Here is a 23,056-nt window from a genome sequence, read left to right as displayed (position 1 = left end):
CCATGACAGCACAGAAGGAGGTCAGCGCCGTGGCCGACCTTGACCGCGTTCTCGTTCTCGCCGGGGGCCTGTCCCCCGAACACGAGGTGAGCGTCCACTCCGGGCGCAGCGTGTCGGAGGCGCTGCGCCGCCTGGACGTGGAGGTCCAGGTCGCCGACGTCGACGCCACCCTCCTGGACCGGCTCACCGCGGACCCGCCCCAGGTGGTCTTCCCCGTGCTGCACGGCTCGGCCGGCGAGGACGGCACCCTGCGCGAGGTCCTGGAGCTGGTCGGCCTCCCGTACGTGGGGGCCGACCCCGCCGCCTGCCGGCTGGCCTACGCCAAGCCGACCGCCAAGGCGCTCATGGCCGCCCGCGGCGTGCGGGTGCCGCGCGGGGTCGTCCTGCCCAAGTCCGCCTTCCACGACCTGGGCGCGCCGGCGCTGCTGGAGCGGCTGGCCGACCGGCTGGGCCCGACCCTGTTCGTCAAGCCCGACCGGGGCGGGTCGGCGTTCGGCGCCACCCCGGTCACCGGGGTGCAGGACCTGTCCGCCGCCCTGGTGTCGTGCTTCGCCTACAGCGACTCCGCGCTGGTGGAGGAGCGGGTCCAGGGCACCGAGCTGGCCGTGGGCGTGCTCGACACCGGGGACGGGCCCACCGCCCTGCCCCCGGTGGAGATCGTGCCCGACGGCGGCGTGTACGACTACGCCGCCCGCTACACCGCCGGGCGCACCGAGTTCTTCTGCCCGGCCCGGCTGCCGGAGGAGACCCTGGACCGGGCCCGCGAGGCGGCGCTCACCGCGCACCGCGCCCTGGGGCTGCGGGACCTGTCCCGCACCGACCTCATCGTCACCGAGGGGGGAGAGGTCGTCTTCCTGGAGGCCAACGTCGCCCCCGGGCTGACCGAGACCTCCACGTTCCCGATGGCCGCCGCCGCGGCGGGCCTGGATTTCGCTGTGGTGTGCCGGGAGCTGGCGCACCGGGCGCTGTTGCGCGGCTGACGCCGTCCCCGTGAGGGGGCGCAGTGGGCCGTGTCCGGGGTGGTCGGGGCCCGGGTTTCGCGGTGGTGCGCCGGGAGCCGGCGCACCGGGCGCTGTTGCGCGGCCGACCCCGCCCCGTCAGGGGGAGCGCCCCGCCCCCTCCCGCGCCCGACGGCCGCGTGAGGGGGCGCGGCCGAGGCCGCCCCGGGAGCGCCCCGGCCTCAGCGGGCCGGCGCCAGCTCCTCGGGAACGGCCACCACGTCCACCAGCGCGCCCTTGCGCAGCACCGTGACGGGCATGCGCGCGCCGATCGCCGTGCCCAGCATCAGCCGCTGCAACCCCTGGCCGTCCTGGACCGGGTGTCCCGCGGCGTGCAGCACCACGTCGCCCAGGTGGATCCCGGCGACCCCGGCGGGGCTGCCCGGCACCACCTCGACCACGCGCAGGCCGCGCTCGCGGCCGGTGCGGGCGGCCACCTCCGGTGGCAGCGGCGCCGGGACGCCGGCCACTCCCAGCCAGGCGCGGCGCACCCGGCCCCGGGAGACCAGGTCGGCGATGATGCCCCGGGTGGTGGAGTTGACCGGCACCGCCAGCCCGAGCCCGTAGCCGGCGACGGCGGTGTTGACGCCCACCACCCGCCCCCGGGAGTCGGCCAGCGCGCCCCCGGAGTTGCCCGGGTTCAGGGCGGCGTCGGTCTGGATGACGTCGTCGATGAGCCGCACGTGCCGCCCCTCGCGGGCGGGCAGCGACCGGCCCAGCCCGGAGACGATCCCGGCGGTGACCGAGCCCGACAGCCCGAACGGGTTGCCGACCGCCACCACCAGGCGCCCCACGGTCAGGGTGTCGGCGTCGCCCAGGGTCACGGGCGGGGCGAGGTCGCGCTCGGTGCGCAGCACCGCCAGGTCCGAGAGGGGGTCGGCGCCGACCACGGTGAACGCGGCCTCGGAGCCGTCGCCGAACACCGCCCGGCCCCGGTCGGCGCCGTCGACGACGTGCGCGCTGGTGAGCAGGAGGCCGTCGGGCGTGAAGACCACGCCCGAGCCGGATCCGGAGCCGCGGGGGCCGCGCAGGGTCAGTGCGGCGACACCGGGCAGGACCGTCTCGGCGACGGCCGTGACGGTGGCACTGTAGGAGTCGAGGATGTCCTGGTCCGAGGACCGCGCCGTGTTCTTCTCAGCGTCCATGTGCATCCCAACGCGGCCCCGGCCCCGCCGATGCCCCGCGCGTGTGCGCCCACGGCGAACGCGCGGCCCCCGCCGCCGGCCCGGCCCCGGCGGCGCCGCGCCGCCGGGGGGACCGGGATCACGGCGACCGTTCGTCCCGCGCCTGCTCCAGGTGCCGCCAGCGCACCGGGTCGCCCGCGTGGGCCCCGCCCCGGGCGGCGGGCAGGCGGCCCGCGCCGCGGTCCAGGACCAGCATCTTGTGCGCGCCGCGCTGGAACCGGTAGTCCACCGGCACCAGCCGGGACGCGACGCCGTGCCGCGCCGCCCAGGCCCGCAGCCGGTCCAGCCCGGGGTAGGGGACGTCCTCGGTGTGCGACACCAGCGGGTACAGCCTGACCTGGCGTGACACCCGCACCAGCTCCGCCAGCGCCGCGCGGTGGAAGTCCTCGTCCAGCCGCGCCCCGTAGGAGAAGAGCAGGTGGGAGGAGAGCGCCAGGTCGAAGGCGCCGTCGCGGAACGGCAGGTGCGGCAGGGCCGCCGCGACGTAACGGCCCGGCCGCCGCGCGGCGTCGGCGGCGAACCGCCGGGCCGCCCGGGACCGCAGCAGCCGGTGGTCGCCGGGCCCGCCCAGCCAGGACCACTCGAAGTCCGCGGCCCGCTCCACCAGCGCGGCGTGTTTGTGCCCGGTCTCCGCCAGCACGAGGTCGGCCAGCCTCCCCGGGCCCCGGGCGTACTCGGGGTCGGCCGCCACCGCCCGGCAGCCGTGCCCGGCGGCCTCGGCGGTGAACGAGGCCGCCCCGCCGGGGCAGTCGAGGACCCGGGACCGCAGGTCCGCGTCGGAGAGGCCGAACATCGCTCGGTACTCGCCGAAGGTCCGGGAGCTCACCAGGATCGGGATCAGCCCCTTCCCGTGTAGGGCATGGCCGTGGGCAGCACGGTGAGCGCCTGGACGTTCGCCCCCGGCGGCATCGACGCCATGAGCAGCAGCGCCTCGGTGAACCGCTCCACGGGGATCACCGGCTCCACCGCCGTCGAGCCGTCCGCCTGCACCGAGGGGGGCTGGGGGCGCCCGCCCTCCGGGGCGACGTTGCCGACGTCGATCTGCCCGCAGGCGATGCCGTGGGCGCGGCCGTCCAGGGACAGGGACCGGGTGATGCCCAGGACGGCGTGCTTGGCCGCGGTGTAGGCGATGGCGTGCGGCCGGGGCACGTGGGCCGAGGGCGCGCCGTTGTTGATGATCCGGCCGCCGGGCGGGTCCTGGTCGCGCATCACCCGGAACGCCTCCCGCGAGCACAGGAAGGTCCCCGTGGCCACGGTGTCCAGCACCGTGCGCCAGTCGGCGAGGTCGACCTCGGCCACCGGGACCCGGGGCACGGCCGCGCCCGCGTTGTTGAACAGCAGGTCCACCCGGCCCCGCCACCGGACGGCGGTGGCGAACAGCGACCGGACCTGCTCGGCGTCGCGGATGTCGGCGGGCACGGCCAGGGCCCGCCCGGAGGCGTCCCCGGCCAGCCGCAGCGTCTCCTCCAGCGCCGGCGCGCGCCGGCCGGCCACCACCACCCGCCAGCCGTCCGCCAGGAGTGCGAGGGCGGCGGCCCGCCCCAGGCCGCTGCCGCCGCCCGTGACGACGGCGACGCCCCGCCCCGCCGCGCTCACAGGCCCTCCGCGCTCATCCAGGCGCGCAGGATCCGCCGGGCCCGCGGCCCGGGCTCGTCCGTGTACGCGGTGCGCGCGTGCAGGACCCGGCTGTTGCGGAGCAGGAGCAGGTCGCCCGCCTCCAGGCCGACGGTGAAGGCCACCTCCGGGCGGTACAGCACGCGGTCCAGGGTCTCCAGCGCCCGCCACTGGCCCTCGGTCAGGGCGGGGCCGCCCCGCTCCGGGGAGGTGCGCACGGTGCGCGGCTGGTAGTAGCAGTTCGACGTCCCGTCCGGGCCGGTGAAGAGGATGGGGGTGACCACGACCTGCTGCCCGGCCCGGCCGGTGCGGTCGAACGTCCAGTCCGCCTCCAGGTCGGCCAGGGCGTCCGGGTACTCGCGGCGGATGATCTCGCGGGCGGTGCGGGCGCTGGCCAGGCGCGTGTGCCCCCCGCCGTCGGCGGCCGGCTGCAGGCACAGCAGGACCAGCACGTCGCAGGTGTCGCAGTGGAACGCGAGTTCGGTGGCCCCGTCGCCCTCGTCGCGCAGCACGCGGGTCAGGGCCCCCTCCGCGTTCTGGGGGACCACCTCGCCCAGGGCGCCCAGGAGGAACAGCAGCCCCGAGGCGAGTTCGGACTCGGGCCGGGAGGGCACCGCCGTGTTGGACACGTGCGCGAACCCGACCGCCCCCAGCCCCTGGGACACGAAGCCGCGCAGGCGGTCGCGCACCGGAGCGGCGCCGTTCCACGCCCCCGCCGCCGCGTCGGCCCACAGGGCGTCGCGCTCCCCGTCGCTCAGGCGGGCCGACCACAGGGAGGGCCGGTTCTTCAGGTCGTCGGTGGTCCAGCCGAGTTCGGACGTGCTGCGGTCGGTCAAGGCTCTCTCCTGGTTCGTGGGAAGGTGTGGCCGCTGTTCACCGGGTGACGCTGTGCCGGGGCGCGGGCGCCGGGGGCAGGAACCCGGCGTCGGACCCCCAGGCCATCGCCGCCGCCCACCAGCGCCGGGTGGGCGGTGCGAAGACGACGCCGTGCCGGGCCAGCACGGACACCGTGTAGGAGGAGTCCACGGCGACGTTGCGCTCCCCGAGCCGCGCCCAGGCCGCGGCCAGCCCGATCTCGGTCGGGTGCAGCGGCTCGGCCCGCTCCAGGGCCGCCGCGAAGGCGGCGTCGTCCCCCAGGGCGACGGGGCGGCCGGACGCCGCGATCCAGCGCACGAGGTCGTCGTGGGCGACGGTGTGCGGGTTCTCCACGTGGTACACGCCGGGGGCGGTGTGGGGGTGCAGCGCCAGCGCCGCGACGGCGGACGCCACCGTGTCCACGTAGGAGAAGGCGAAGGAGGCGCCCGGCCGCCGGGGCGCCGCCCCCGCCAGGACGTAGCCCCGCACCAGCTGGTAGACGCGGTTGTCGGCGATGTTGGCCTGGAAGGCCCCCGTGCCGCTGTGGGCGGCGACGTGGCCGCTGCGGTGCACGTGGCAGGGGCGGCCCGAGGCGGCCCAGGAGCGGAGCACCTCCTCGGCGGCGAACTTGGCCCGCTCGTAGGGGGTGCGGAACTCCTGGCCGATCCACAGGTCGGCCTCCCCGAAGGGGCGGGGCCCGCCCGCCACGGTCCCCGAGACCGCGAGCGTGGACAGGTGGTGCAGCCGCGCGCCCGGGGCGTGCCGGTCCATCCAGTCGACCAGCCGCCGCACCGCCGCCGTGTTGGCGTTCTCCAGCTCGGCCGGGGGCGCGACCAGGCGCACGTCCGCCGCCGCGTGCACGACGGCGTGCACGCCCCCGGCCCGGCGCGCCGCCCGCTCGTCCATCCCCAGCCCCTCGCGGGTGATGTCCCCCCGCACGGCCTCGACCGCGCCGGTGCCGGCGCCCACCCGGCGGGCCGCCTCGGCCTCGTCGGCGGCCCGGACCAGGCAGGTGACCCGGGCGCCCCGGCCCAGGAGTTCGGTGAGCAGGTGCCCGCCGATGTACCCGGTCGCGCCGGTGAGCAGCACCCGTGCGGGTTCGCGGACGGTGTGCGGCCGGGGCGGGGGCGGCGCCCCGGGCAGCAGCGGCTGGCCGGAGGTGGAGGACGGGGAGCGCACCGCGGGGGCCGGGGCGGTCCCCGCGTCCGCGGCGACCCGCGCGCCGAAGCGGGCCATGATCCCCTCCGCCTCGGCGTCGGCGACCCGGGGGTGCGCGTACACCAGGTCCGCGACCAGCCGGCCCTCCACCACCCGCGCCGTCAGGCGCAGGCCCTGGAGCGTGTCGCCGTCGGCGCACCGCGCCACCCCCGGCTGCTCGGGCGCCACAGACCAGCGCAGGGACGGCTCCTCGGGCGGCCGGAAGGCCCCCAGGAAGTTGAAGCCGGTGTCGGGCCGCTCGCCGGGCGCGTCCAGGGGGACCTCCGGGGCGGACTCCAGCGCGCGCTCCACGTCCCGGGGCCCGGCCCCGTCCGCCACCCGCACCCGCCGCACGGCGGTGAACCAGCCGACGGTGTCGAGGAAGGCGTCGCCCGCGCCGCTCGTGTCCCGGCCGTGGGTCTCCACCTCCACGCGGACCCCGTCCGCGCCGCCGCGGTGTCCCACGGCCGCCGCGAAGGCGGCGAGCAGGCGGGCCTCCAGCCGCCGGCCGCCCGCCCCCGCCAGCGCCGCGGTGGCGTGCGGCGGCAGGGACCAGACCAGGGCGCGCGGGCGGTCGCCGCCGCCCCGCGGCACGGCGGGGACGGCGGGGGCGGTCCCGGGCTCCGGGCGCGCGGCCCCCGCGGCCCAGCGGTAGAAGTCCCCGGCGGGCCCGGGACCGGCCTCCCCGGCCAGGGCGCGGCGGTAGGCGTGGGCCAGGTCGTCCAGCAGGATGCGCCAGGACACCCCGTCCACGACCAGGTGGTGGACGACCACCGCCAGGCGGTCGTCCGTGCCGGGGCCGCCGCGGAAGAGGTGGACCCGCACCAGGCGCCCCGCCCCGGGGTCCAGGGAGCGGTGGAGCTCGGTGCACGTCCCGTGGATCACCGCGGCGAGGTCCTCCGGGTCCGCGGGCGGCGAGAAGCCCACCGTCCCGGGGCCGTCGGCGGCGCGCGGCGCCCCCGGCCCGGCGGGTCCGACGGGGCGGCGCAGCGCCCCGTGCCTGCGCAGGACCGACTCCACGGCCCGGGTGAGCGCCTCGGGGACGACCCGCGCGCCGCAGCGCAGCAGCACGGACTGGTTCCAGTGCCGCGGGTCGCTCAGGGGGGTCCCCAGCAGCCAGCGCTGGGCCGGGGCGGGCGGCCCCGCCCGCTCCCCGGGGGCGGTCCCCCTCTTGTCGCGCCCTCCGCCGGGGGCGGGCGGGTCCGCGGTCCCGCAGGCCCGGGCCAGCCCCGCGGGGGTGGGGTGGCGGTAGAAGTCCTCGAACCGGGCCCGCCGACCCAGCCGGCGCAGCAGGGAGACCGTGCGCATCGCCAGGATGGAGTCCCCGCCCAGGGCGATGACGTCGGCGTCGGGGGCCACGGAGGGAACGCCCAGCGCGGCGGCCCACAGCCCGGCGATCGCGTCGGCGGTCCCGTCCGCGCGCGGGCCCCGCCCCCGCTCTCCCGGAGCGGGTCCCCGCCCGTCCGCCTCCCGCGCCCGGGAGGCCAGCACGCGGTCGATCTCCGCGGCGACCGCGTCCCGGTCGAGTTTGCCGTTGGGGGTGGTCGCCAGCGCCGGCAGCGCCACCAGCGGCACCGGGACGGCGTAGTCGGGCAGCCGCTCGCGCAGCAGGGCGCGCAGCGCGGACAGGTCCCCGTCCGGGGCCAGCCTGACCGCGGCGGCCAGCCGCGGGCCGTCGGGGGTGGCCCGGACCACCACCGCGCAGCGCGCCACCCCGGGGCACTCCTGTGCCACCCGCTCGACCCCGTCGGGGTCCACCCGGAACCCGCGCACCTTCACCTGCCGGTCGGTGCGGCCGACGAAGACGAGGTCGCCGTCGGCGCGGCGGCGGCACACGTCGCCGGTGCGGTACATCCGCCTCCCGCCGACGCGCACGAAGCGCGCGGCCGTCTCCTCGGGGCGGCCCGGGTACCCCGCGGTGACGCCGGCGCCCCCGATCAGCAGCTCGCCCTCCCCGGCCCCCGCGACCTCCTCCCCGTCCGGGCCGACCAGGCGCAGCGCGGCGCCGCCCAGGGGCGTGCCGATGGGGACGGCGGCCTCGTCGGCGGGCAGCTCGCCGGCCTTGCGGGCGGTGAAGCAGACCGCGCCGACGGTGGTCTCGGTCGGGCCGTAGTGGTTGACCACCCGGCGGGCCACGCCCCGTTCCAGCACGTCCCGGGCCAGGGACCGGGGCAGCGCCTCGCCGCCCAGGATCAGCGTTTCCAGGGGCGGCGCGTCGGCGGGGCGCCCCTCCAGCAGGACCGCGAGGTGGGAGGGGGTGGTCTTGAGCCACCGCGTCCCGTGGCGGGCCAGGCACGGCCAGAAGGCCCGCGGGTCCCGGGCCAGGGCGTCGGGGACCACGTGGACCGAGCCCCCGGTCACCAGCGCCAGCAGCCAGCTGGTGTGCCCCAGGTCGGCGGCCAGGGTGGTGACGTGGCCCAGCCGCGGCGCGTCGGCGCGGGTCAGGCCCAGCCGGCGCCGCAGGGAGCGCGCGTAGTGCACCGCGTTGGCGTGGGTGACCGCCACCGGCTTGGGCTCCCCGCCGGACCCGGAGGTGAAGGAGAGGTAGGCGGTGCCGCCCGCCGGCGCGGCGGGCCCGGAGCGGCGGACCGGCCCGGGGGCGGGGGCGCAGGGGTCCAGGGCCTGGACCCGGCGGGCCCCGGGGACCTCGACGTCCTCCCCGGTGGTGAGCGCGTGCCCGGCGCCGACCGCGTCCAGCCTGCGGGCCAGGTCGGGGCCGCTCCAGCGCGGGTCGACGAGCACCGCCGCGGCGCCCGCCCACAGGGCCCCGTGCAGCAGGGCGAGGAGCCGCGCGTCGCGCGGCCCCGCCAGGGCGACCCGGTCGCCCGGCCGCACCCCCGTCCGCTCCAGGGCCGCCGCGGTGCGCAGAGCGGCCTCGCGGAGCCCGCGGTGGTCGAGCGAGCGGTCGCCGTCGGTCAGGGCCGGGCGCCGGGGGTGGCGCCGGGCGGCCAGGTCGAGGAGGGCGGGCAGGGAGAGGGCGGGGCGGTGGGGCGTGGTCATGTTCTCCGTTCCGCGTTCGGTGTTCCCGGGCGCGATCGCGGGGCGGCGCCGGGGAGCCCGGCGACGTAGGCGGTCAGCCCCGCCCCCGGGCCCAGCCGTCCGGCCAGGTGCCAGGCGATCAGGCGGTGCAGCCCGTCCAGGTGGATCAGCCCGGAGCGCACCCGCAGGTCCGCGTAGTCGTCGTGCTCCACCGGCCGGGTGCTGAGGTAGACGGGGGTCAGGGGCGCCCGCGCCAGCAGGGCCAGCTTGGCCGCGCACACCGGGTTGGCCCTGTCCAGCTCCGGCCCCTCCCGGCGCAGGAGCCGGGCGGCCCCGGCCACGGTCAGGCCCGTGCGTGGGACCAGTTCCCGGGCCCCGCCCTCGGCCAGGTGCCAGGGCAGGACGACGCCGAGGGCGTCCGGGCCGGCCAGCCGGACCCGGGACCAGGTGCCGAGCAGCCGCTCGGCGCGTTCCAGGTTCTCCTCGCCCTCCCCGTTGGAGTTGGCCTCGTGCGGCCGGTCACGCGGGTGGTCGCCGCGGTAGGCGGCCAGGACCTCGCGGAAGGGGACCTCTCCGAGCCGCTGCACCGGGCGCTCAGCCCGCCCGGTACTCGGTGAAGTGGCGCTCGTCGAACAGGTCCGGCCAGCGGTCGCCCCCCAGTCCGAGCCGCCGGGCCCGGCGCAGCGTGTCGCGCCAGTGCGGCTTGGCGGGCCGCCACCTGCCCCCGACCTGGCAGTAGGAGGCGTCGATGAAGTACCGGTCGCGCCCGGCGCCGCGGTGGGGCACGGCCCGGCGCGCGTGGAACAGGGCGGAGTCCAGCAGCACCGTCGAGCCGGGGGGCAGGTCCGCGATGACGGTCTCGCCCGGCAGGACGGAGGTCCCCAGGTGGGCGCGGGCGGTCTTGCCGGCGCGCTCGCGGTGCGAGCCCGGCAGGACGGCCAGGTGCCCCATGGTCGCGTCCAGGCCCGCGGGGTAGTGCAGGGCGTGGACCATCAGCAGGTCGGCGTGGTCCCCGTCGTGCGGCTCGCGGTCGTGGTGCCAGGGCTTGCCCTCGGTGTCGGGGCCCTGCCGGACGCTGTGCAGGTGGTGGTGGACGAAGGGGCCGCCCATGAGCGCCGCGATCCTCTCCAGCAGCGGGGCGAAGGTGAGGAGTTCGGCGTGGGCCGGCATCTCCAGCTCCACGAGCGGGGGCGGGCCGTGCCGGTCCGGGGCCAGGGAGGAGGCGATCGAGCGCTCGCGCAGCCCCCGGTCGACCCAGTGGTCGACCTCGGGCAGCAGGCGCCGGAGCAGGTCGTCGGGGAGGAGGCCGGGGAGGACGAGGTGGCCGGTCTCGGTGAACCGTCTTGTGGGGCCGTCCGCGTCGTCGCGCACGGGAGGGGTGAGGGTCAAAGTACCACCCGGATTCGCACGTCGGTTATCGGTTCCAGGGGAATTGCGCATGCGTGGAGAGCCGGTCGGTGCCACGGGCCGGTCCCTTGTGCCGGGAGAACAACGGCGGGTTTCCACGGGGGATCCGTTCCTCCTATTTCCCGGGATCAATTCTCCATCCGGGAACGGGCCTGTCAAGGCTTTCCCCGTAATCGACCCATGACCTCGGGTTATTCCTCTGGGGTGCGGAGGATTTCTGAAAAACACCAGTTCAGGGCGTTTTTTCCTGATGGCGACCGATAAAAGGAAATGCGGGTGTGACCTGTGGGTCGCCCGGGGAGGATGAATTCCGAAAGGATCTTTTGTGATCGCCCGCCGCGGCTCATGTCCCCCGGCGCGGTGTGACTTCGTTCGACCCTGGCGTCACGGGGGCGAGGGCCCGCCGATCGGCGGGCGGCCCCCGTTCGTACGGTCCGGCGCTTTCCCGCCACTCGGCGGGGCGGTATCCCGCCGCGGGGCCGGGTGGCGCCGGGGCGCCGCCGGGCGGGTCGCTCCCCGCCCGGCGGCGCCCCGCCCCGGGTTCGGTTCCTCCGGCGCGGTCAGTGCCGCAGCGCGCGTTCGACGGTGTCCAGCAGGGTCGCCCGCAGCAGCTCCGCCTTGTAGCGGGTTCCGGGCAGCGGGGAGGTGCGGGCGGCCACCGCCTCCAGCGCCGCCGCCACCCGCGGTCCGGGCCCGGTGTCCAGGGCGGCGCCGGCCAGGGCCTCCTCCACCTCCGGCAGCCGCAGGGGGACCCGGGCCACCGAGCCCGCCGCCACCGCCGCGCGCCCCACCGTCCCGCCGGGGCCCGGGAGGAGCCGGACCACGGCCTCCACCAGCGGCCACTCCGCCCGCGCCCGTCCGGCGGCCCGCCGGTGCGCGGCCCGCTCCCCGGGCACCGGTGCGGGCAGCAGCACCGCCGTGAGCACCTCGTCGGGGGAGAGGAGGTGGTCGCCGAGGGGGTCCCCGGTCCCGTACAGCTCGGCGAGGGGGAAGGTGCGCGTCCCGTCCGGGCCCGCGGCCTCCACCTCCGCGTCGTGCGCCAGCAGGGCGACGGCCAGCGAGGACGGGTGGGGGGAGGCGCACCCGCCGGTGTCGAACACGACCCCGTGCAGGTGGTCGCCCTCCCGGGAGGGGCAGTCCCGCCCGGGGGTGTGCGCGGCCGGGAACGCCGGGTGGCCCAGGTAGGCGCAGCGGCTGCGCTGGAGCAGGTTGCCGCCGACCGTGGCGGTGCCCCGCACCTGCGGGGTGGCCAGCGCCCCGGCGGTCAGGGACAGCGCCGGGTACCCGTCCAGGCGGGCCAGCGCGGCGACCGTGGTCAGCGCGCCCACCCGGGTGCCCCCGTCCCCGCTCCGGGCGGTGCCGTGCAGGCCGGCGATGCCGGTCAGGTCCACCACCGGGGCGGCCCCGGCGGGTTCCAGGCCCCCGGCGCGGGGGCGGCCCCCGGCCGCCAGGGCGGCCAGCGCCCCCTCCAGGGAGTCGGGTCGGACGACGGTGCTCATCGGATCCCCTCGATCACTCGGTCCGGGCGCAGCGGCAGGTCCCGGGGGCGCCACCCGGTGGCGTCGAAGACGGCGTTGCCCAGGGCGGCGGCCACGCCGACCGCGGACACCTCGCCCAGGCCGACCCCGCCGCCGGGCACGTGCTCGAACCCCTCCTGGTGGAAGTACACCTCGGTCTCGGGCACGTCCCCCATGCCCGGGAGGCGGTAGTCCTCCAGGTCGTCGCTGAGCACCGCCCCGGTGCGCGGGTCGTGGCGGCGCTCCTCGAACAGGGCGTAGCCCACGCCCTGCACCACGGCGCCCTCGCACTGGTTGCGGGCCGTGCGCTCGGAGTAGATCCGCCCGGCGGCGATCCCGGCCCAGCAGCGGGTGGGCCGCACCCGGCCCAGCAGGGTGTCGACCTCCACCTCCATGAGGTGCACGGCGCCGCTCATGCCGCGGCCCACGCCCAGGTCGTCGGGGGTGTCGGGGAACGGCGGCCCCCACCGGTCGCGGACGCGGCCCCCCACCACGCTCAGCCCCTCGGAGGTGGAGAGCACCTCCTTGAGCACGTGCTCGTCCACGGGCCCCCGCTCGGGCACCCGGGGGTCGCGCCCGCGCAGCGCGGCGCGCATCCGGTCCGCGGCGTCCGCGGCGGCCGGGCCCATCGACGGGGTGGTGCGGCTGCCGTAGGAGCCGGTGCCGAACACCGCGCCGGAGTCGCCGATCTCCACGCGCACCCCGCCGGGCAGGCCCAGCCGGTCCGCCACGGTCCCGGAGAGCACCGTGCGGATGCCGGTGCCCAGGTCCTGGGTGGCCGTGCGCACCACCAGCTCCCCGCCCTCGACCACCAGCTCCACCCGGGCCCGGGGGCCGAACAGGTACAGCCAGTTGGAGGCCGCGGCGCCCACCCCGCGCCGGAAGCGGCCGGTGCGCGGTCCGCGGGGGCGCCCCCGCCACAGGGCGGTGCGGGCGGCCCGCTCGTACAGCGCGCGGCGCTTGGGGTTGCCGTCCCAGCGCAGGCGCAGGGCGAGGGGGTCCTCGCCGAGACGGCAGGCCATCTCGTCCACGGCCTGCTCCAGCGCCCAGGCCATCGGCGGCCCGCCGGGCGCCCGCATGGGCATGCCGGGCGGCCGGTGCGTGACCACGTCGTAGTCGCGGACCCGGCGGGGCGCGCGCCCGTACATGAGCAGGGCCATGGTCGCGGTGGTGGAGCCCACCGAGACGCCGCCGTCGCCGTAGGAGTCCACGCTCATCGCCGCCAGGTCCCCGTCGCCGTCGGCCAGCAGCGCGACGCGGGTCCGGGTGCCGGGGCGGTGCCCGGCGTCGGTGAGCTCCTCGGCCCGGGTGAAGGACACCCGGACCGGGGCCCCGGCCAGCCGGGACAGGTCGACGGCGGCGCGGATGTCGGTGGAGATCCCGTTCTTGGCACCGAAGGCGCCGCCGACGTGCTCGGCCACGACGCGCACCCGGTCGCGGTCCAGCTCCCAGCGCTCGGCGACCCGGTCGGCGAGCCCGGAGACCGACTGGGTGGAGGCGAACAGGTCCAGGCCCCCGCCGTGCCAGTGCGCGACGCACACGTGGGGTTCCAGGGGGCTGTGCAGCTGGGCGGCGGTGGTGTACTCCTGCGCCACCAGCAGCGGGTTCCCGGACGCGGCGGCGGCGCGCAGGCGGCGCACGGCGGTGGGGCCGCGCCAGGTCACCGTGCCGGGCCCGCGCACGTTGCCGTCCCAGCGGGCCGGGGGAGAGGGGGCCTCGCCGTAGGAGGGGGCGCCGGCGCGCTCGTCCGTGGTGGCGTGGACCAGGGGCGCGCCGGGGGCGCGGGCGGTGGCGACCTCGGCCACGGCGGGGCGCAGGTCGTAGTCGACGGCCACGGCCTCGGCCGCCGCCCGGGCCCGCCCGGGGGTGGGCGCGGCGACGGCGGCGATCGGCTGGCCGACGTAGCGGACGGTGCGGTCCGCGGGGAGCAGGTCGACCAGCGGGGTGTCCGCGTCGGCGGCCCGCACGGAGCGGATCCGCGCGTGGGGGTGCACCGAGCGCACGACCACGCCCTCCCAGGTCCCGGGCGGGGCCTGGTCGGCGCTGTAGCGGGCGCGGCCGGTGACCTTGTCGACGGCGTCCACCCGGGGCGGGTCCCGGTCGGGCAGGGTGTCGAACTCCCCGGCGCAGGCGGCGGCGACGGCGGAGAAGATGCCCTCGTAGGCCCCGCAGCGGCACAGGTGCCCGGCCAGGGCGTCGGCGATCTCCTCCCGTCCGGGCGGGGTGTCGCCGTGCTCGGCCCGCCAGCCGTCGACGAACACCGAGGCCTCGACGACGAACCCGGGCGTGCAGTAGCCGCACTGGAGCCCGTCGTGGGCGGCGAAGGCGCGCTGGACGGGGTGTTCGCCGCCCAGGCCCTCCACGGTCGTGACGCTGCGTCCGGCGAGCCGGTCGGCGGGCAGCAGGCAGGAGGCGGCGGGGGAGCCGTCGACCAGGACGGTGCAGGCGCCGCACACGCCGGTGCCGCAGGCGACCTTGGTCCCGGTCAGGCCCAGGCCGTCGCGGAGGTGGGCGGCGGCGCTGGTGGCGGGGGAGTCGGGTACGGGTACGGGGGAGCCGTTGACGTGGGCTTCCATGGGCTGGTGCGCTCTTCCCGAAGGCAATGTTGTCAGTGACAACGTAGGGGCGGCTCCGGGGGCTGTCAACGGATTCCCGGTGCCATGCAAGGGATGTCCTGTTTTGATCTACATCATCAAGGTGGCGGATTCGGACATTCCACACCGTAAAGCGTCACGGAGCCTCCGCGTCCGCGCCCACGCCTTCCTCCGCCCCTTCGGTACCGGTGCCGTCTCCGACGCCGTCCTCCCCCTCGCCGGGCTCCGGCTCCGGGCAGGCCCCGGGGTCGGCCTCGCAGCCGCCCGGGTCGACGGCGGCGCAGTCCGGGTGGTGCGGGTCGGCGTGGCAGTCGGGCTCCGTGCCGCCCCCGGCGGGCCCGGTCTCCTGTGCGGGCGGGGTCCACCCCCCGGTCTCCCCGCCGGTGTCCGGCCCGGCCGGCGGCGCCTCCGGCGCAGAGGGGTCCTCCACCACCGCCTCGGAGGAGGGGGCGGTGCCGGCGGGCTCCACGGGCGGGGGCGTGCTCTGCGCGTAGGCCCACAGCAGCAGGCCGCCCAGGACGGCGAGCACCGCCAGCGCCCCGGCCGTCGCCCATCCGGCCCCGGGGCGCCCGCGGGACCGGCCGGACCGGCGGACGGGCGCGGGGGGAGCGCCCCCGCCGGTGCCGGGGGCGGGAGGCCCTTCGGGGCGTGGCGGGGTCCGCGGGACGCCGCGGGTGCGGCCGGGGCCCCCGCCGGGCGCGCCGGTTCCGGTGCTCCGGCGGGCGGGGGCGCCCGCTCCGTCCGGATCCACCGCGGCCAGGGTGCCGGTGGCCGGACCGCTGTCGGGCAGCGGGTGCCGGGGCGGGGCGGGCTCCGGCGGTACGGCGCGGATGCGCGCGGTGTCGGAGACGACCGCGGTGGCGGTCCGCTCCAGCAGCAGGGTGGCGGCGACCGCTCCGGGGAGCGGCCCGCCGCCGATGAGCGCGCCCAGCACCTCCAGGGCCGGCGGCCGCCGTTCGGGGTCCTTGTCCAGGCAGCGCTCCAGGACGGGGCGCAGGCGCGCGGGGACCCCGTCCAGGTCGGGCGGGGAGCCGAGCACGCGGTCGACGGTGGCCAGGGTCGTCCCGCCGGGGAAGGCGCGGTGGCCGGTGGCGGCGTAGACCATCACCGACGCCCAGGAGAACACGTCGGCGGCCGGGCCGCAGGGGCGTCCGCGGATCTGCTCGGGGGACATGTAGGCGGGCGTCCCGGCGACGGTGGTGGTCTGGCGGGTGGCGTCGACGACGCGGGCGATCCCGAAGTCGATGACGCGCGGCCCGTCGGGGCCCAGGATGACGTTGCCGGGCTTGAGGTCGCGGTGCACGACCCCGGCCCCGTGGACCGCGGCCAGGGCGGTGACCGTGGCGATGGCCAGCCGGTCGAGGTCGGGGCCGGTGCGCGGGCCGCCCTCCTCGACGGCGGAGCGCAGGGTGGGGCCGGGGACGTACTCGCTCGCGATGTAGGGCGGCTCGGCGTCCATGTCGGCGTCCAGGACGGCCGCCGTGCAGAAGGGGGAGACGCGGCGGGCGGCGTCCAGCTCCCGGGCGAAGCGCTCCCGCTGGCGGGAGTCTCCCTCCCAGGTGCCGCCCAGGACCTTGACCGCCGCCTCGGTGCCGTCGGCGGCCCGCGCGAGGTAGACGGTGCCCTGCCCGCCGCTGTCGATGCGGGCCAGGACGGTGTAGGGGCCGATGCTGGCCGGGTCGGTGGAAAGGAGCGGTGTGGTCATGGGGCGCGCCCTGTCGCAGGGGGGCCGCCCGCTGCGGCCTCCATCACCCACTGTGACGTGGTCCGCGGGGGGCGCGGGCCTTGCCCGGAGGTGATAGTCGCCTTCCTTTTTCCGGACGCGGGGGGAGACCGGCCCGCAAACCTCGCGAACCGGTCTCCTGGCATCCCGGCCGGATCAGAGGCCGAGGGCGTGCATGGAGAAGTCGAAGACGAAGACGGCGGTGAGGACCCACATGAGCCATCCGACGTCGCGGACGCGCCCCTGCGCGGTGCGCAGGACGGTGTGCGCGATGATCCCGATCCCGATCCCGCTCGCGATGTCGAACGCGAAGGGCATCATCGCGATGGTGAGGAAGGCGGGGACCGCCACGCCCGGGTCGGTCCAGTCGATGTCGGCGATGTGGGTCATCATCAGCGCCCCCACCAGGACCATGGCGACCGAGGCCGCCTGGGCGGGCACGATGGAGAAGACCGGGGCGAAGACGATCGCGGTCAGGAACAGGGCCCCGGTGACGACGCTGGACAGCCCGGTCCGGGCGCCCTCGCCGACCCCGGCGGTGGACTCGACGAAGACGAGGGTGGCCGAGGAGCTGGTCAGGCCCCCGACGACGGCGCCGGTGCCGTCGGTGACGAGGATCTGGTTGACGCGGGGCATGGCGCCGCGCTCGTCGGTGATGCCGGCCTTGGCGCCGATGGCCAGGATGGTGCCCACGGCGTCGAAGAACCCGGCCAGGACGAGGGTGAAGAGGATGACGCCGGCGGTGGTGGGGCCGGCGGTGGTCCAGGCGCCCAGGAGGTCGACCTGGAAGAGGAGGCCGAAGTCGGGGGCGGCGATCGGCGAGGCCGGCAGCTCGGGTGCGCTGCCGCCCCACTGCGCGGCGTCGAGCCCGAAGGCGTAGTGGACGGCGACGGCCAGGGCGGTGGCGCCGACGATGCCGTAGAAGATGGCGCCGGGGACGCCGCGGACCAGCAGGATCGAGGCGAGGGTGAGGCCGATGACGAAGATCAGCACGGGCCAGCCCAGCAGGTGTCCGCCGTCGGCCTCGGCCCCCATCTGCAGGAGGCTGCCGCCCTCGCCCCGGCTGACGAACCCGGCGTTCTTGAGGCCGATGAGGGTGACGAACAGGCCGATGCCGACGCCGATGGCGACCTTCAGGTCGCGGGGCAGGGCGTTCATGACGGCGGTGCGGACGCCGGTGAGGACCATGGCGATGATGACGACGCCCTGCCAGACCACCAGGCCCATGGCCTCGGGCCAGGTCATGGCGGGCGCGGCCTGGTAGGCGACGACCGCCATCACCCCGAGGGCGGCGGCGCAGGCGATGGGGGCGCGTCCGACCACGCCCATCATGACGGTGACCAGCCCGGCGGACAGGGCGGTCATGGTGGTGAGCTGGGCGGGGTCGAGGTGGTCGCCGTTGATGTCGGTGGCGCCGCCCAGGATGACGGGGTTGAGGACGATGATGTAGGCCATCGCCATGAAGGTGGTGAGTCCGCCGCGGAGTTCGCGGCCGGGGGTGGAGCCCCGGTGGGTGATGGAGAAGTAGCGGTCGAGCCAGGATCGACCTTCGCGGGGGGTGGACTGCGGGCGCTGGGCGCTGTCGCGTGGGGTCATGTCCCCTCCTGGAGGGAAACGGGGCGGCCGTGGGTCGCCTGTCGTGTTCGGAGTGTCACTCTGGGTGACTCTCCGTGGGCGTGCGGGGCCGTCGGCGGTCCCGCGGCCCGGGGCGGTGGCGCGCGCGTGCGCGGATGGGCGCGTGCGCCGGGGCCGCTCACCGGGTGGGTGAGGGAGGGGGGCGGTGCGGCGGGGTCGCCGCCGCACCGCCTGCGGGCTTACAGGGGGATGCCGACGATGTCCTCGGGGCGCACGGGCGCGTGGGTGAGCGCCCGGCCGGTGGCGGCGCGGACGGCGGCCACGACGGCGGGCGTGGAGGACAGCGTGGGCGGCTCCCCGGCGCCGCGCACGCCGTAGGGCGCGTGCGGGTCGGGGTGTTCGAGGACCTCGATCCGCATGGGCGGGGTGTCGAGGATGGTGGGGATGAGGTAGTCGGTGAAGGACGGGTTGCGGATCTGCCCCTCGCCGACCTGGACCTCCTCCATCAGGGCCAGGCCCAGGCCCTGGGTGGAGCCGCCCTGGATCTGGCCGATGAGCTGGAGCGGGTGCATGATCTTGCCGACGTCCTGGACCGCGTCCAGGGCGATGACCTTGACCAGGCCCAGGTCCACGTCCACGTCCACGACGGCGCGGTGGACGCACATCCCGAACTGGGTGTGGGAGGAGCCCTGCCCCAGGGTGGGGTCGAGCATCTCGGTGGGGCGGTGGTGGTACTCGCGGGTCTGCTCCACGACGGTGCCGTCGGCGAGCAGGTCGGCGAGGGAGACCAGGGCGCCCAGGGTGCGCGCGACGACCTTGCCCCCGGTGAGGGACAGCTCCTCGTCGCCCACGGAGTCGGGGACGTGGCCGCGCTCGCGGGCCAGGGCGAAGACCTCCCCGCGCACCGCCAGGCAGGCGGCGCGCACGGCGCCGCCGGTCATGTAGGTCTGGCGGGAGGCGGAGGAGGACCCGGCCGAGCCGACGCTGGTGTCGGCGGGGGCGATGACGACCTTCTCCACGCCCAGCTCGGTGCGGGCGATCTGGCCCTTGACGGTGACCAGGCCCTGGCCGACCTCTGCGGCGGCGGTGTGGACGAGGGCGACGGGCTCGCCGCCCGCCGACTCCAGGCGCACGCGCGCGGTCGAGTAGTCGTCGAAGCCCTCCGAGAAGCAGAGGTTCTTCAGGCCCACCCCGTAGCCGACGCCGCGGACGACGCCCTCGCCGTGGGTGGTCCCGGCGACGCCGCCGGGCAGGGTGCGCAGGTCCGCCGGGTCGGGCAGGGCCGCGCGCTCGGGGGGCATGGGCAGGTCGCGGGCGCGGGCGAGCATGTCGGCCATGGGCAGGGGCATGTCGACCTCCTGCCCGGTGATGACGCGTGACCCCTGGCTCATGGCGTTCCTGATGCGCAGCTCGACGGGGTGCATGTCCAGCTCCTGCGCCAGCCGGTCCATCTGGGACTCGTAGGCGAAGCAGGCCTGGACCGCGCCGAAGCCGCGCATGGCGCCGCAGGGCGGGTTGTTGGTGTAGACGCCGTAGGCGTCGACGCGGGCGTGGGGGATCTCGTAGGGGCCCAGGCCCAGGGAGGAGGCGACGCCGACCACGGCCGGGGTGGCCGAGGCATAGGCGCCGCCGTCGACGATGACCTCGGCGGTGGCGTAGAGCAGGGTGCCGTCGGCCAGGGCGCCGTGCTCGTAGCGCATCCTGGCGGGGTGGCGGTGGACGTGCCCGTAGAAGGACTCCTCGCGGTTGTAGACGAACTTGACGGGCTTGCGGGTGTGCAGGGCGAGCATGCAGGCGTGGATCTGCATGGACAGGTCCTCGCGGGCGCCGAAGGCGCCGCCGACGCCGGCCAGGGTGACGCGGACCTTCTCCTGGGGCAGGCCCAGGGCCGGGGCGATCTGGCGCTGGTCGACGTGGATCCACTGGGTGGCGACGTAGAGGTCGACGCCGCCGTCCTCGGCCGGGACGGCCATGCCGGACTCGGGGCCGAGGAAGGCCTGGTCCTGCATGCCGACCTCGTACTCGTCGGCGACGATCACGTCGGCGCGGGCGCGCAGGGCCTCCAGGGCCGCGTCGGCGTCGGGCCCGGTGAAGTCGCCGGTGCGGATGGGCTGGTGGCGCAGGCGGTTGCCGCGCTGGTTGTACTCGGGGTGGTCGGGGATCGACCCGGCCTCGTGGACCAGGGGGCAGTGCGGGTCCATGGCGGCCCGGCGCGGGTCGGTGACCGGCTCCAGGACCCGGTAGTCGACCCGGATGCGCTCCATGGCGCGGCGGGCGGTCTCGGGGTGGTCGGCGGCCACGACGGCGACGGGCTCGCCCTTGTAGCGGACCTTGCCGTAGGCGAGGACGGGCTGGTCCTCGAACTCCAGGCCGTATCGCTTGGCGCCGGGCACGTCCTCGTGGGTGAGGACGGCCTCGACGCCGGGAACCTTGAGGGCCCCGGTGATGTCGACGGAGAGGATCTCCGCGTGCGGGTGGGGGCTGCGCAGGGTGGCGCCCCAGAGCATGCCCTCCATCCACATGTCGGAGGAGTAGGCGAATTCGCCGGTGACCTTGAGTGTGCCGTCGGGGCGGAGCGGGCTGGCGCCGATGCCGTCCCTGGTGGTGCTGGTGAGGTCGGTGACGGTGGTCGCTGCCATCAGCGGTTCGCCTCCTGGATCAGTCGCGCGTGGGCGTTGCGGCCGCGGGCCGCGGCGGCCTCGCGGGTGACGGTGGTGAGTTCCCCGCCGCTGACGACGGGGCGGGCGCCGACCCACAGGCCGGCCAGCGGCGGGGTGGGGCCGAAGACGGCGGCGACGACGGGGTCGGCGATGACGTCGTAGCCGGGGCCGTCGACGCGCCACAGGGCGATGTCGGCCTGCTTGCCGACGGTCAGGGAGCCGAGTTCGGCGTCGCGGCCCAGGACGCGGGCGCCGCCCAGGGTGGCCATGTGCAGGGCCTGGCGGGCGCTGAGAGCCTGGGGGCCCCTGCGGGCGCGGGCCATGAGCAGCGCCTGGTGCATCTCCCCGGCCAGCGGGGTGAGCTCGCTGGAGGCGGGGCCGTCCACGCCCAGGCCCACGGGGACCCCGGCGGCCAGGAGTTCGGTGGTGCGGCAGATGCCGGCGCCCAGGCGGGCGTTGGAGGTGGGGCAGTGGGCGACGCCGGTGCCGGTCGCGGCCATCCGGGCGATGGCGTCGTCGGACAGGTGGACGGCGTGGGCGAACCAGACGTCGGGGCCGAGCCAGCCGAGCTTCTCCGCGTACTCGACGGGGGTGCAGCCGAACTCGGCGCGGCACTGCTCCTCCTCGTCGAGGGTCTCGGCGAGGTGGGTGTGCAGGCGCACCCCCCGGTCGCGGGCCAGGCGCGCGGACTCGACCATGAGGTCGCGGCTGACGGAGAAGGGGGAGCAGGGGGCGACCGCGACGCGCGTCATGGACGCGGGGGAGGGGTCGTGGTGGGCGTCGACGGCCTCGGCGGTGCCCGCCAGGGCCCCGTCGAGGGTCTCCACGACGCTGTCCGGGGGCAGGCCGCCCTGGCTGTGGCCGCGGTCCATGGAGCCGCGGGCCAGGTCCAGGCGCAGGCCCACCTCCAGGGCCGCGCCGACCTGGGCGTCGACGATGTCGCCGCGCCCGGCGGGGTGGATGTAGTGGTGGTCCGAGGCGGTGGTGCAGCCGGACAGGGCCAGGTGGGCGAGCCCGGCGGTGGTGGTGTCGGCGACGACCCGGGCGTCGAGGCGGTGCCAGATCTCGTAGGAGCCGACGAGCCATTCGAAGAGGGTGCCGTCGGTGAACAGCCCCTGGGTGGCCCACTGGTACAGGTGGTTGTGGGTGTTGACCAGGCCCGGGGTGGCGAGGTGGCCGCGGCCGTCGACGCGGGTCGCGTCGTCGGGGACCAGGTGGGCGGGGGCGGGGCCGGGGCCGACGGCGGTGATGGCCCCCGCGCGGGCGACGATGTGCCCGTCGGGGTGTTCGGCGCCGTCGACGGTGGCGACGTGGGCGCCCTCGATGACGAGGCTGCGGTGGTCGGTCACGCGTTGCTCCCCGCGTTGTCGGTGTCGGCGAGGCGGTCGGCGGCCAGGCGGACGGCGTCGAGGATCTTCTCGTAGCCGGTGCAGCGGCAGAGGTTGCCGGCCAGGGCCTCGCGGATCTCGGGGTCGGTGGGGGCGGGCAGCCCGGCGCCGACGGTCCGGTCGAGCAGGTCGTCGGTCTGCACGAGCAGGCCCGGGGTGCAGAAGCCGCACTGGACGGCTCCGGCGTCCAGGAAGGCCTGCTGCACGCTGTTCAGGGGGCGGTCGCCGCCCTTGCCCGCGCCCTGGGCCAGGCCCTCGACGGTGCGCACGGAGCGGCCCTCGGCCTGGCCCGCGGCCACCATGCACGAGCACACGGTGACGTCGTCGAGGTAGACGGTGCAGGAGCCGCACTCGCCCTGTTCGCAGGCGTTCTTGCTGCCGGGCAGGCCCAGGCGCTCGCGCAGGACGTAGAGCAGGCTCTCGCCGGCCCAGACGTCGTCGGCGGTGACGTTCTGGCCGTTGACGTTGATGTTCACGCGCATGCGGCTTCCTTGCGGTAGTCGGTGATGGACCAGGTCAGGGTGCGGCGGGCCATGACGGACAGGGCGTGGCGCCGGTAGGCGGCGCTGCCGCGCTGGTCGTCGATGGGGCGGGCCGCCGCGGCGACGAGCTCGCCGAAGCGGCGGACGGCGGCCTCGGGCAGCGGGGCGGGGGAGTCCCAGTCGATCTCCCCGGCGAGGAAGTCCTCGGCGGCCTCGGCGCGCAGCGGGGTGGGGCCGGCCGAGCCGATGCCGGTGCCGACGGTGCGGCCGCGGGTGTCCAGGGCCAGCGCGAAGGAGGTGACGGCGATGACCATGGCGTTGCGGGTGCCGATCTTGGCGAAGTGCTGGGGGCCGGCGGGCGCGGGCAGCACGACCGCGGTGATCAGCTCGTCGTCCCGGCGGGCGGTGGTGCGGAACGACAGGAAGTAGTCGCGGGCCCGGACGGTGCGGGTGCCCCGGACGGAGGCGAGTTCGACGAGGGCGTCGGTGGCCAGCAGCGGCGGGAGGGCGTCCCCGGCGGGGGAGGCGCCCCCGAGGTTGCCTCCGACGGTGCCGCGGTTGCGGATCTGCGGGGAGGCGACGGTCCGGGAGGCCTTGGCCAGGCCGGGCGCCAGGGCGGGCAGTTCGGCGATGATGCGGCTGTAGGGCACGGCGGCGCCCAGGCGCGTGCGGCCCTCGCCGTCGGCCTCCCAGCGGCCGAGTTCGGCGACGCGGGTGAGGTCGAGCAGGAGGTCGGGCCGGCGCTTGTCGAAGTTCAGCTCGACCATGACGTCGGTGCCGCCGGTGATCGGGACGGCTCCGGGGTGCTCGGCCTTGGCCTCAAGCGCCTCCTGCAGGGTGGAGGGGCTCAGGAATCGCATGTGAAGGGATCCTCGTGTGTCGT

The 23,056-nt window shown here is 77.0% G+C and carries 16 protein-coding genes; 1 reads left to right on the top strand and 15 read right to left on the bottom strand.

The features are described from left to right. The first annotated feature begins 29 nt into the window (after positions 1-29). Positions 30-980, top strand: a complete 951-nt coding sequence (locus BUE45_RS01680; RefSeq protein WP_073374170.1) for a D-alanine--D-alanine ligase family protein — start codon at positions 30-32, stop codon at positions 978-980. A gap of 200 nt (positions 981-1,180) precedes the next feature. On the opposite strand, the gene BUE45_RS01675 is transcribed toward BUE45_RS01680, so the two are convergent. The 15 genes from BUE45_RS01675 to BUE45_RS01605 all read right to left on the bottom strand — a co-directional run bounded on the left by BUE45_RS01675 (position 1,181) and on the right by BUE45_RS01605 (position 23,033). After that, positions 1,181-2,143 (bottom strand): S1C family serine protease, encoded by a 963-nt coding sequence (locus BUE45_RS01675; protein ID WP_073374168.1) that lies wholly within the window; start codon positions 2,141-2,143, stop codon positions 1,181-1,183. Positions 2,144-2,261: 118 nt separating this feature from the next. Continuing rightward, positions 2,262-3,008, bottom strand: coding sequence for a methyltransferase domain-containing protein (locus BUE45_RS01670; protein WP_342745980.1), 747 nt, complete (start codon positions 3,006-3,008; stop codon positions 2,262-2,264). 11 nt (positions 3,009-3,019) lie between these two features. Further along, entirely contained in the window at positions 3,020-3,778 is a 759-nt protein-coding gene (locus BUE45_RS01665) for an SDR family oxidoreductase (RefSeq protein WP_073374166.1), read from the bottom strand. Then, entirely contained in the window at positions 3,775-4,632 is an 858-nt protein-coding gene (locus BUE45_RS01660) for a TauD/TfdA family dioxygenase (protein ID WP_073374164.1), read from the bottom strand. The genes BUE45_RS01665 and BUE45_RS01660 overlap by 4 nt, the downstream gene beginning before the upstream one ends. Before the next feature lie 37 nt (positions 4,633-4,669). Then, positions 4,670-8,848, bottom strand: coding sequence for an AMP-binding protein (locus BUE45_RS01655; RefSeq protein WP_073374162.1), 4,179 nt, complete (start codon positions 8,846-8,848; stop codon positions 4,670-4,672). Then, complete coding sequence (locus BUE45_RS01650) at positions 8,845-9,414, bottom strand: DUF6309 family protein (protein WP_073374160.1); 570 nt, start codon at positions 9,412-9,414, stop codon at positions 8,845-8,847. Before BUE45_RS01650 ends, BUE45_RS01655 begins: the two co-directional genes overlap by 4 nt. Before the next feature lie 7 nt (positions 9,415-9,421). Next, complete coding sequence (locus tag BUE45_RS01645) at positions 9,422-10,198, bottom strand: phytanoyl-CoA dioxygenase family protein (protein ID WP_073375270.1); 777 nt, start codon at positions 10,196-10,198, stop codon at positions 9,422-9,424. A gap of 596 nt (positions 10,199-10,794) precedes the next feature. Then, a complete protein-coding gene (locus BUE45_RS01640; protein ID WP_073374158.1) occupies positions 10,795-11,733 on the bottom strand; it encodes an FAD binding domain-containing protein in 939 nt (312 codons plus the stop codon). Beyond that, positions 11,730-14,327 (bottom strand): molybdopterin-dependent oxidoreductase, encoded by a 2,598-nt coding sequence (locus BUE45_RS01635; RefSeq protein ID WP_073374156.1) that lies wholly within the window; start codon positions 14,325-14,327, stop codon positions 11,730-11,732. Before BUE45_RS01635 ends, BUE45_RS01640 begins: the two co-directional genes overlap by 4 nt. 154 nt (positions 14,328-14,481) lie before the next feature. Continuing rightward, on the bottom strand, positions 14,482-16,050 hold the full coding sequence (locus BUE45_RS01630; protein WP_073374154.1) for a serine/threonine-protein kinase: 1,569 nt from the start codon (positions 16,048-16,050) through the stop codon (positions 14,482-14,484). A 174-nt stretch (positions 16,051-16,224) separates the two neighbouring features. Then, positions 16,225-17,664, bottom strand: coding sequence for an NCS2 family permease (locus tag BUE45_RS01625; RefSeq protein WP_073374152.1), 1,440 nt, complete (start codon positions 17,662-17,664; stop codon positions 16,225-16,227). 218 nt (positions 17,665-17,882) lie between these two features. After that, on the bottom strand, positions 17,883-20,282 hold the full coding sequence (gene pucD / locus BUE45_RS01620) for a xanthine dehydrogenase subunit D (RefSeq protein WP_073374150.1): 2,400 nt from the start codon (positions 20,280-20,282) through the stop codon (positions 17,883-17,885). Then, the gene (locus tag BUE45_RS01615) at positions 20,282-21,652 is read right to left on the bottom strand and encodes an 8-oxoguanine deaminase (protein WP_073374148.1); all 1,371 of its coding nucleotides are present in this window, start codon (positions 21,650-21,652) and stop codon (positions 20,282-20,284) included. The genes pucD and BUE45_RS01615 overlap by 1 nt, the downstream gene beginning before the upstream one ends. After that, positions 21,649-22,173: a (2Fe-2S)-binding protein gene (locus tag BUE45_RS01610; RefSeq protein WP_073374146.1), complete on the bottom strand. Its 525-nt coding sequence runs from the start codon at positions 22,171-22,173 to the stop codon at positions 21,649-21,651. The genes BUE45_RS01615 and BUE45_RS01610 overlap by 4 nt, the downstream gene beginning before the upstream one ends. Continuing rightward, a complete protein-coding gene (locus BUE45_RS01605; protein WP_073374144.1) occupies positions 22,164-23,033 on the bottom strand; it encodes an FAD binding domain-containing protein in 870 nt (289 codons plus the stop codon). The genes BUE45_RS01610 and BUE45_RS01605 overlap by 10 nt, the downstream gene beginning before the upstream one ends. Positions 23,034-23,056 lie beyond the last annotated feature (23 nt).

This window comes from Nocardiopsis flavescens (assembly GCF_900141985.1).
GTDB classification, from domain to species: domain Bacteria; phylum Actinomycetota; class Actinomycetes; order Streptosporangiales; family Streptosporangiaceae; genus Nocardiopsis; species Nocardiopsis flavescens.
Note: the sequence above shows the minus strand (reverse complement) of the source record. Positions and strands in the feature narration are given on the sequence as shown.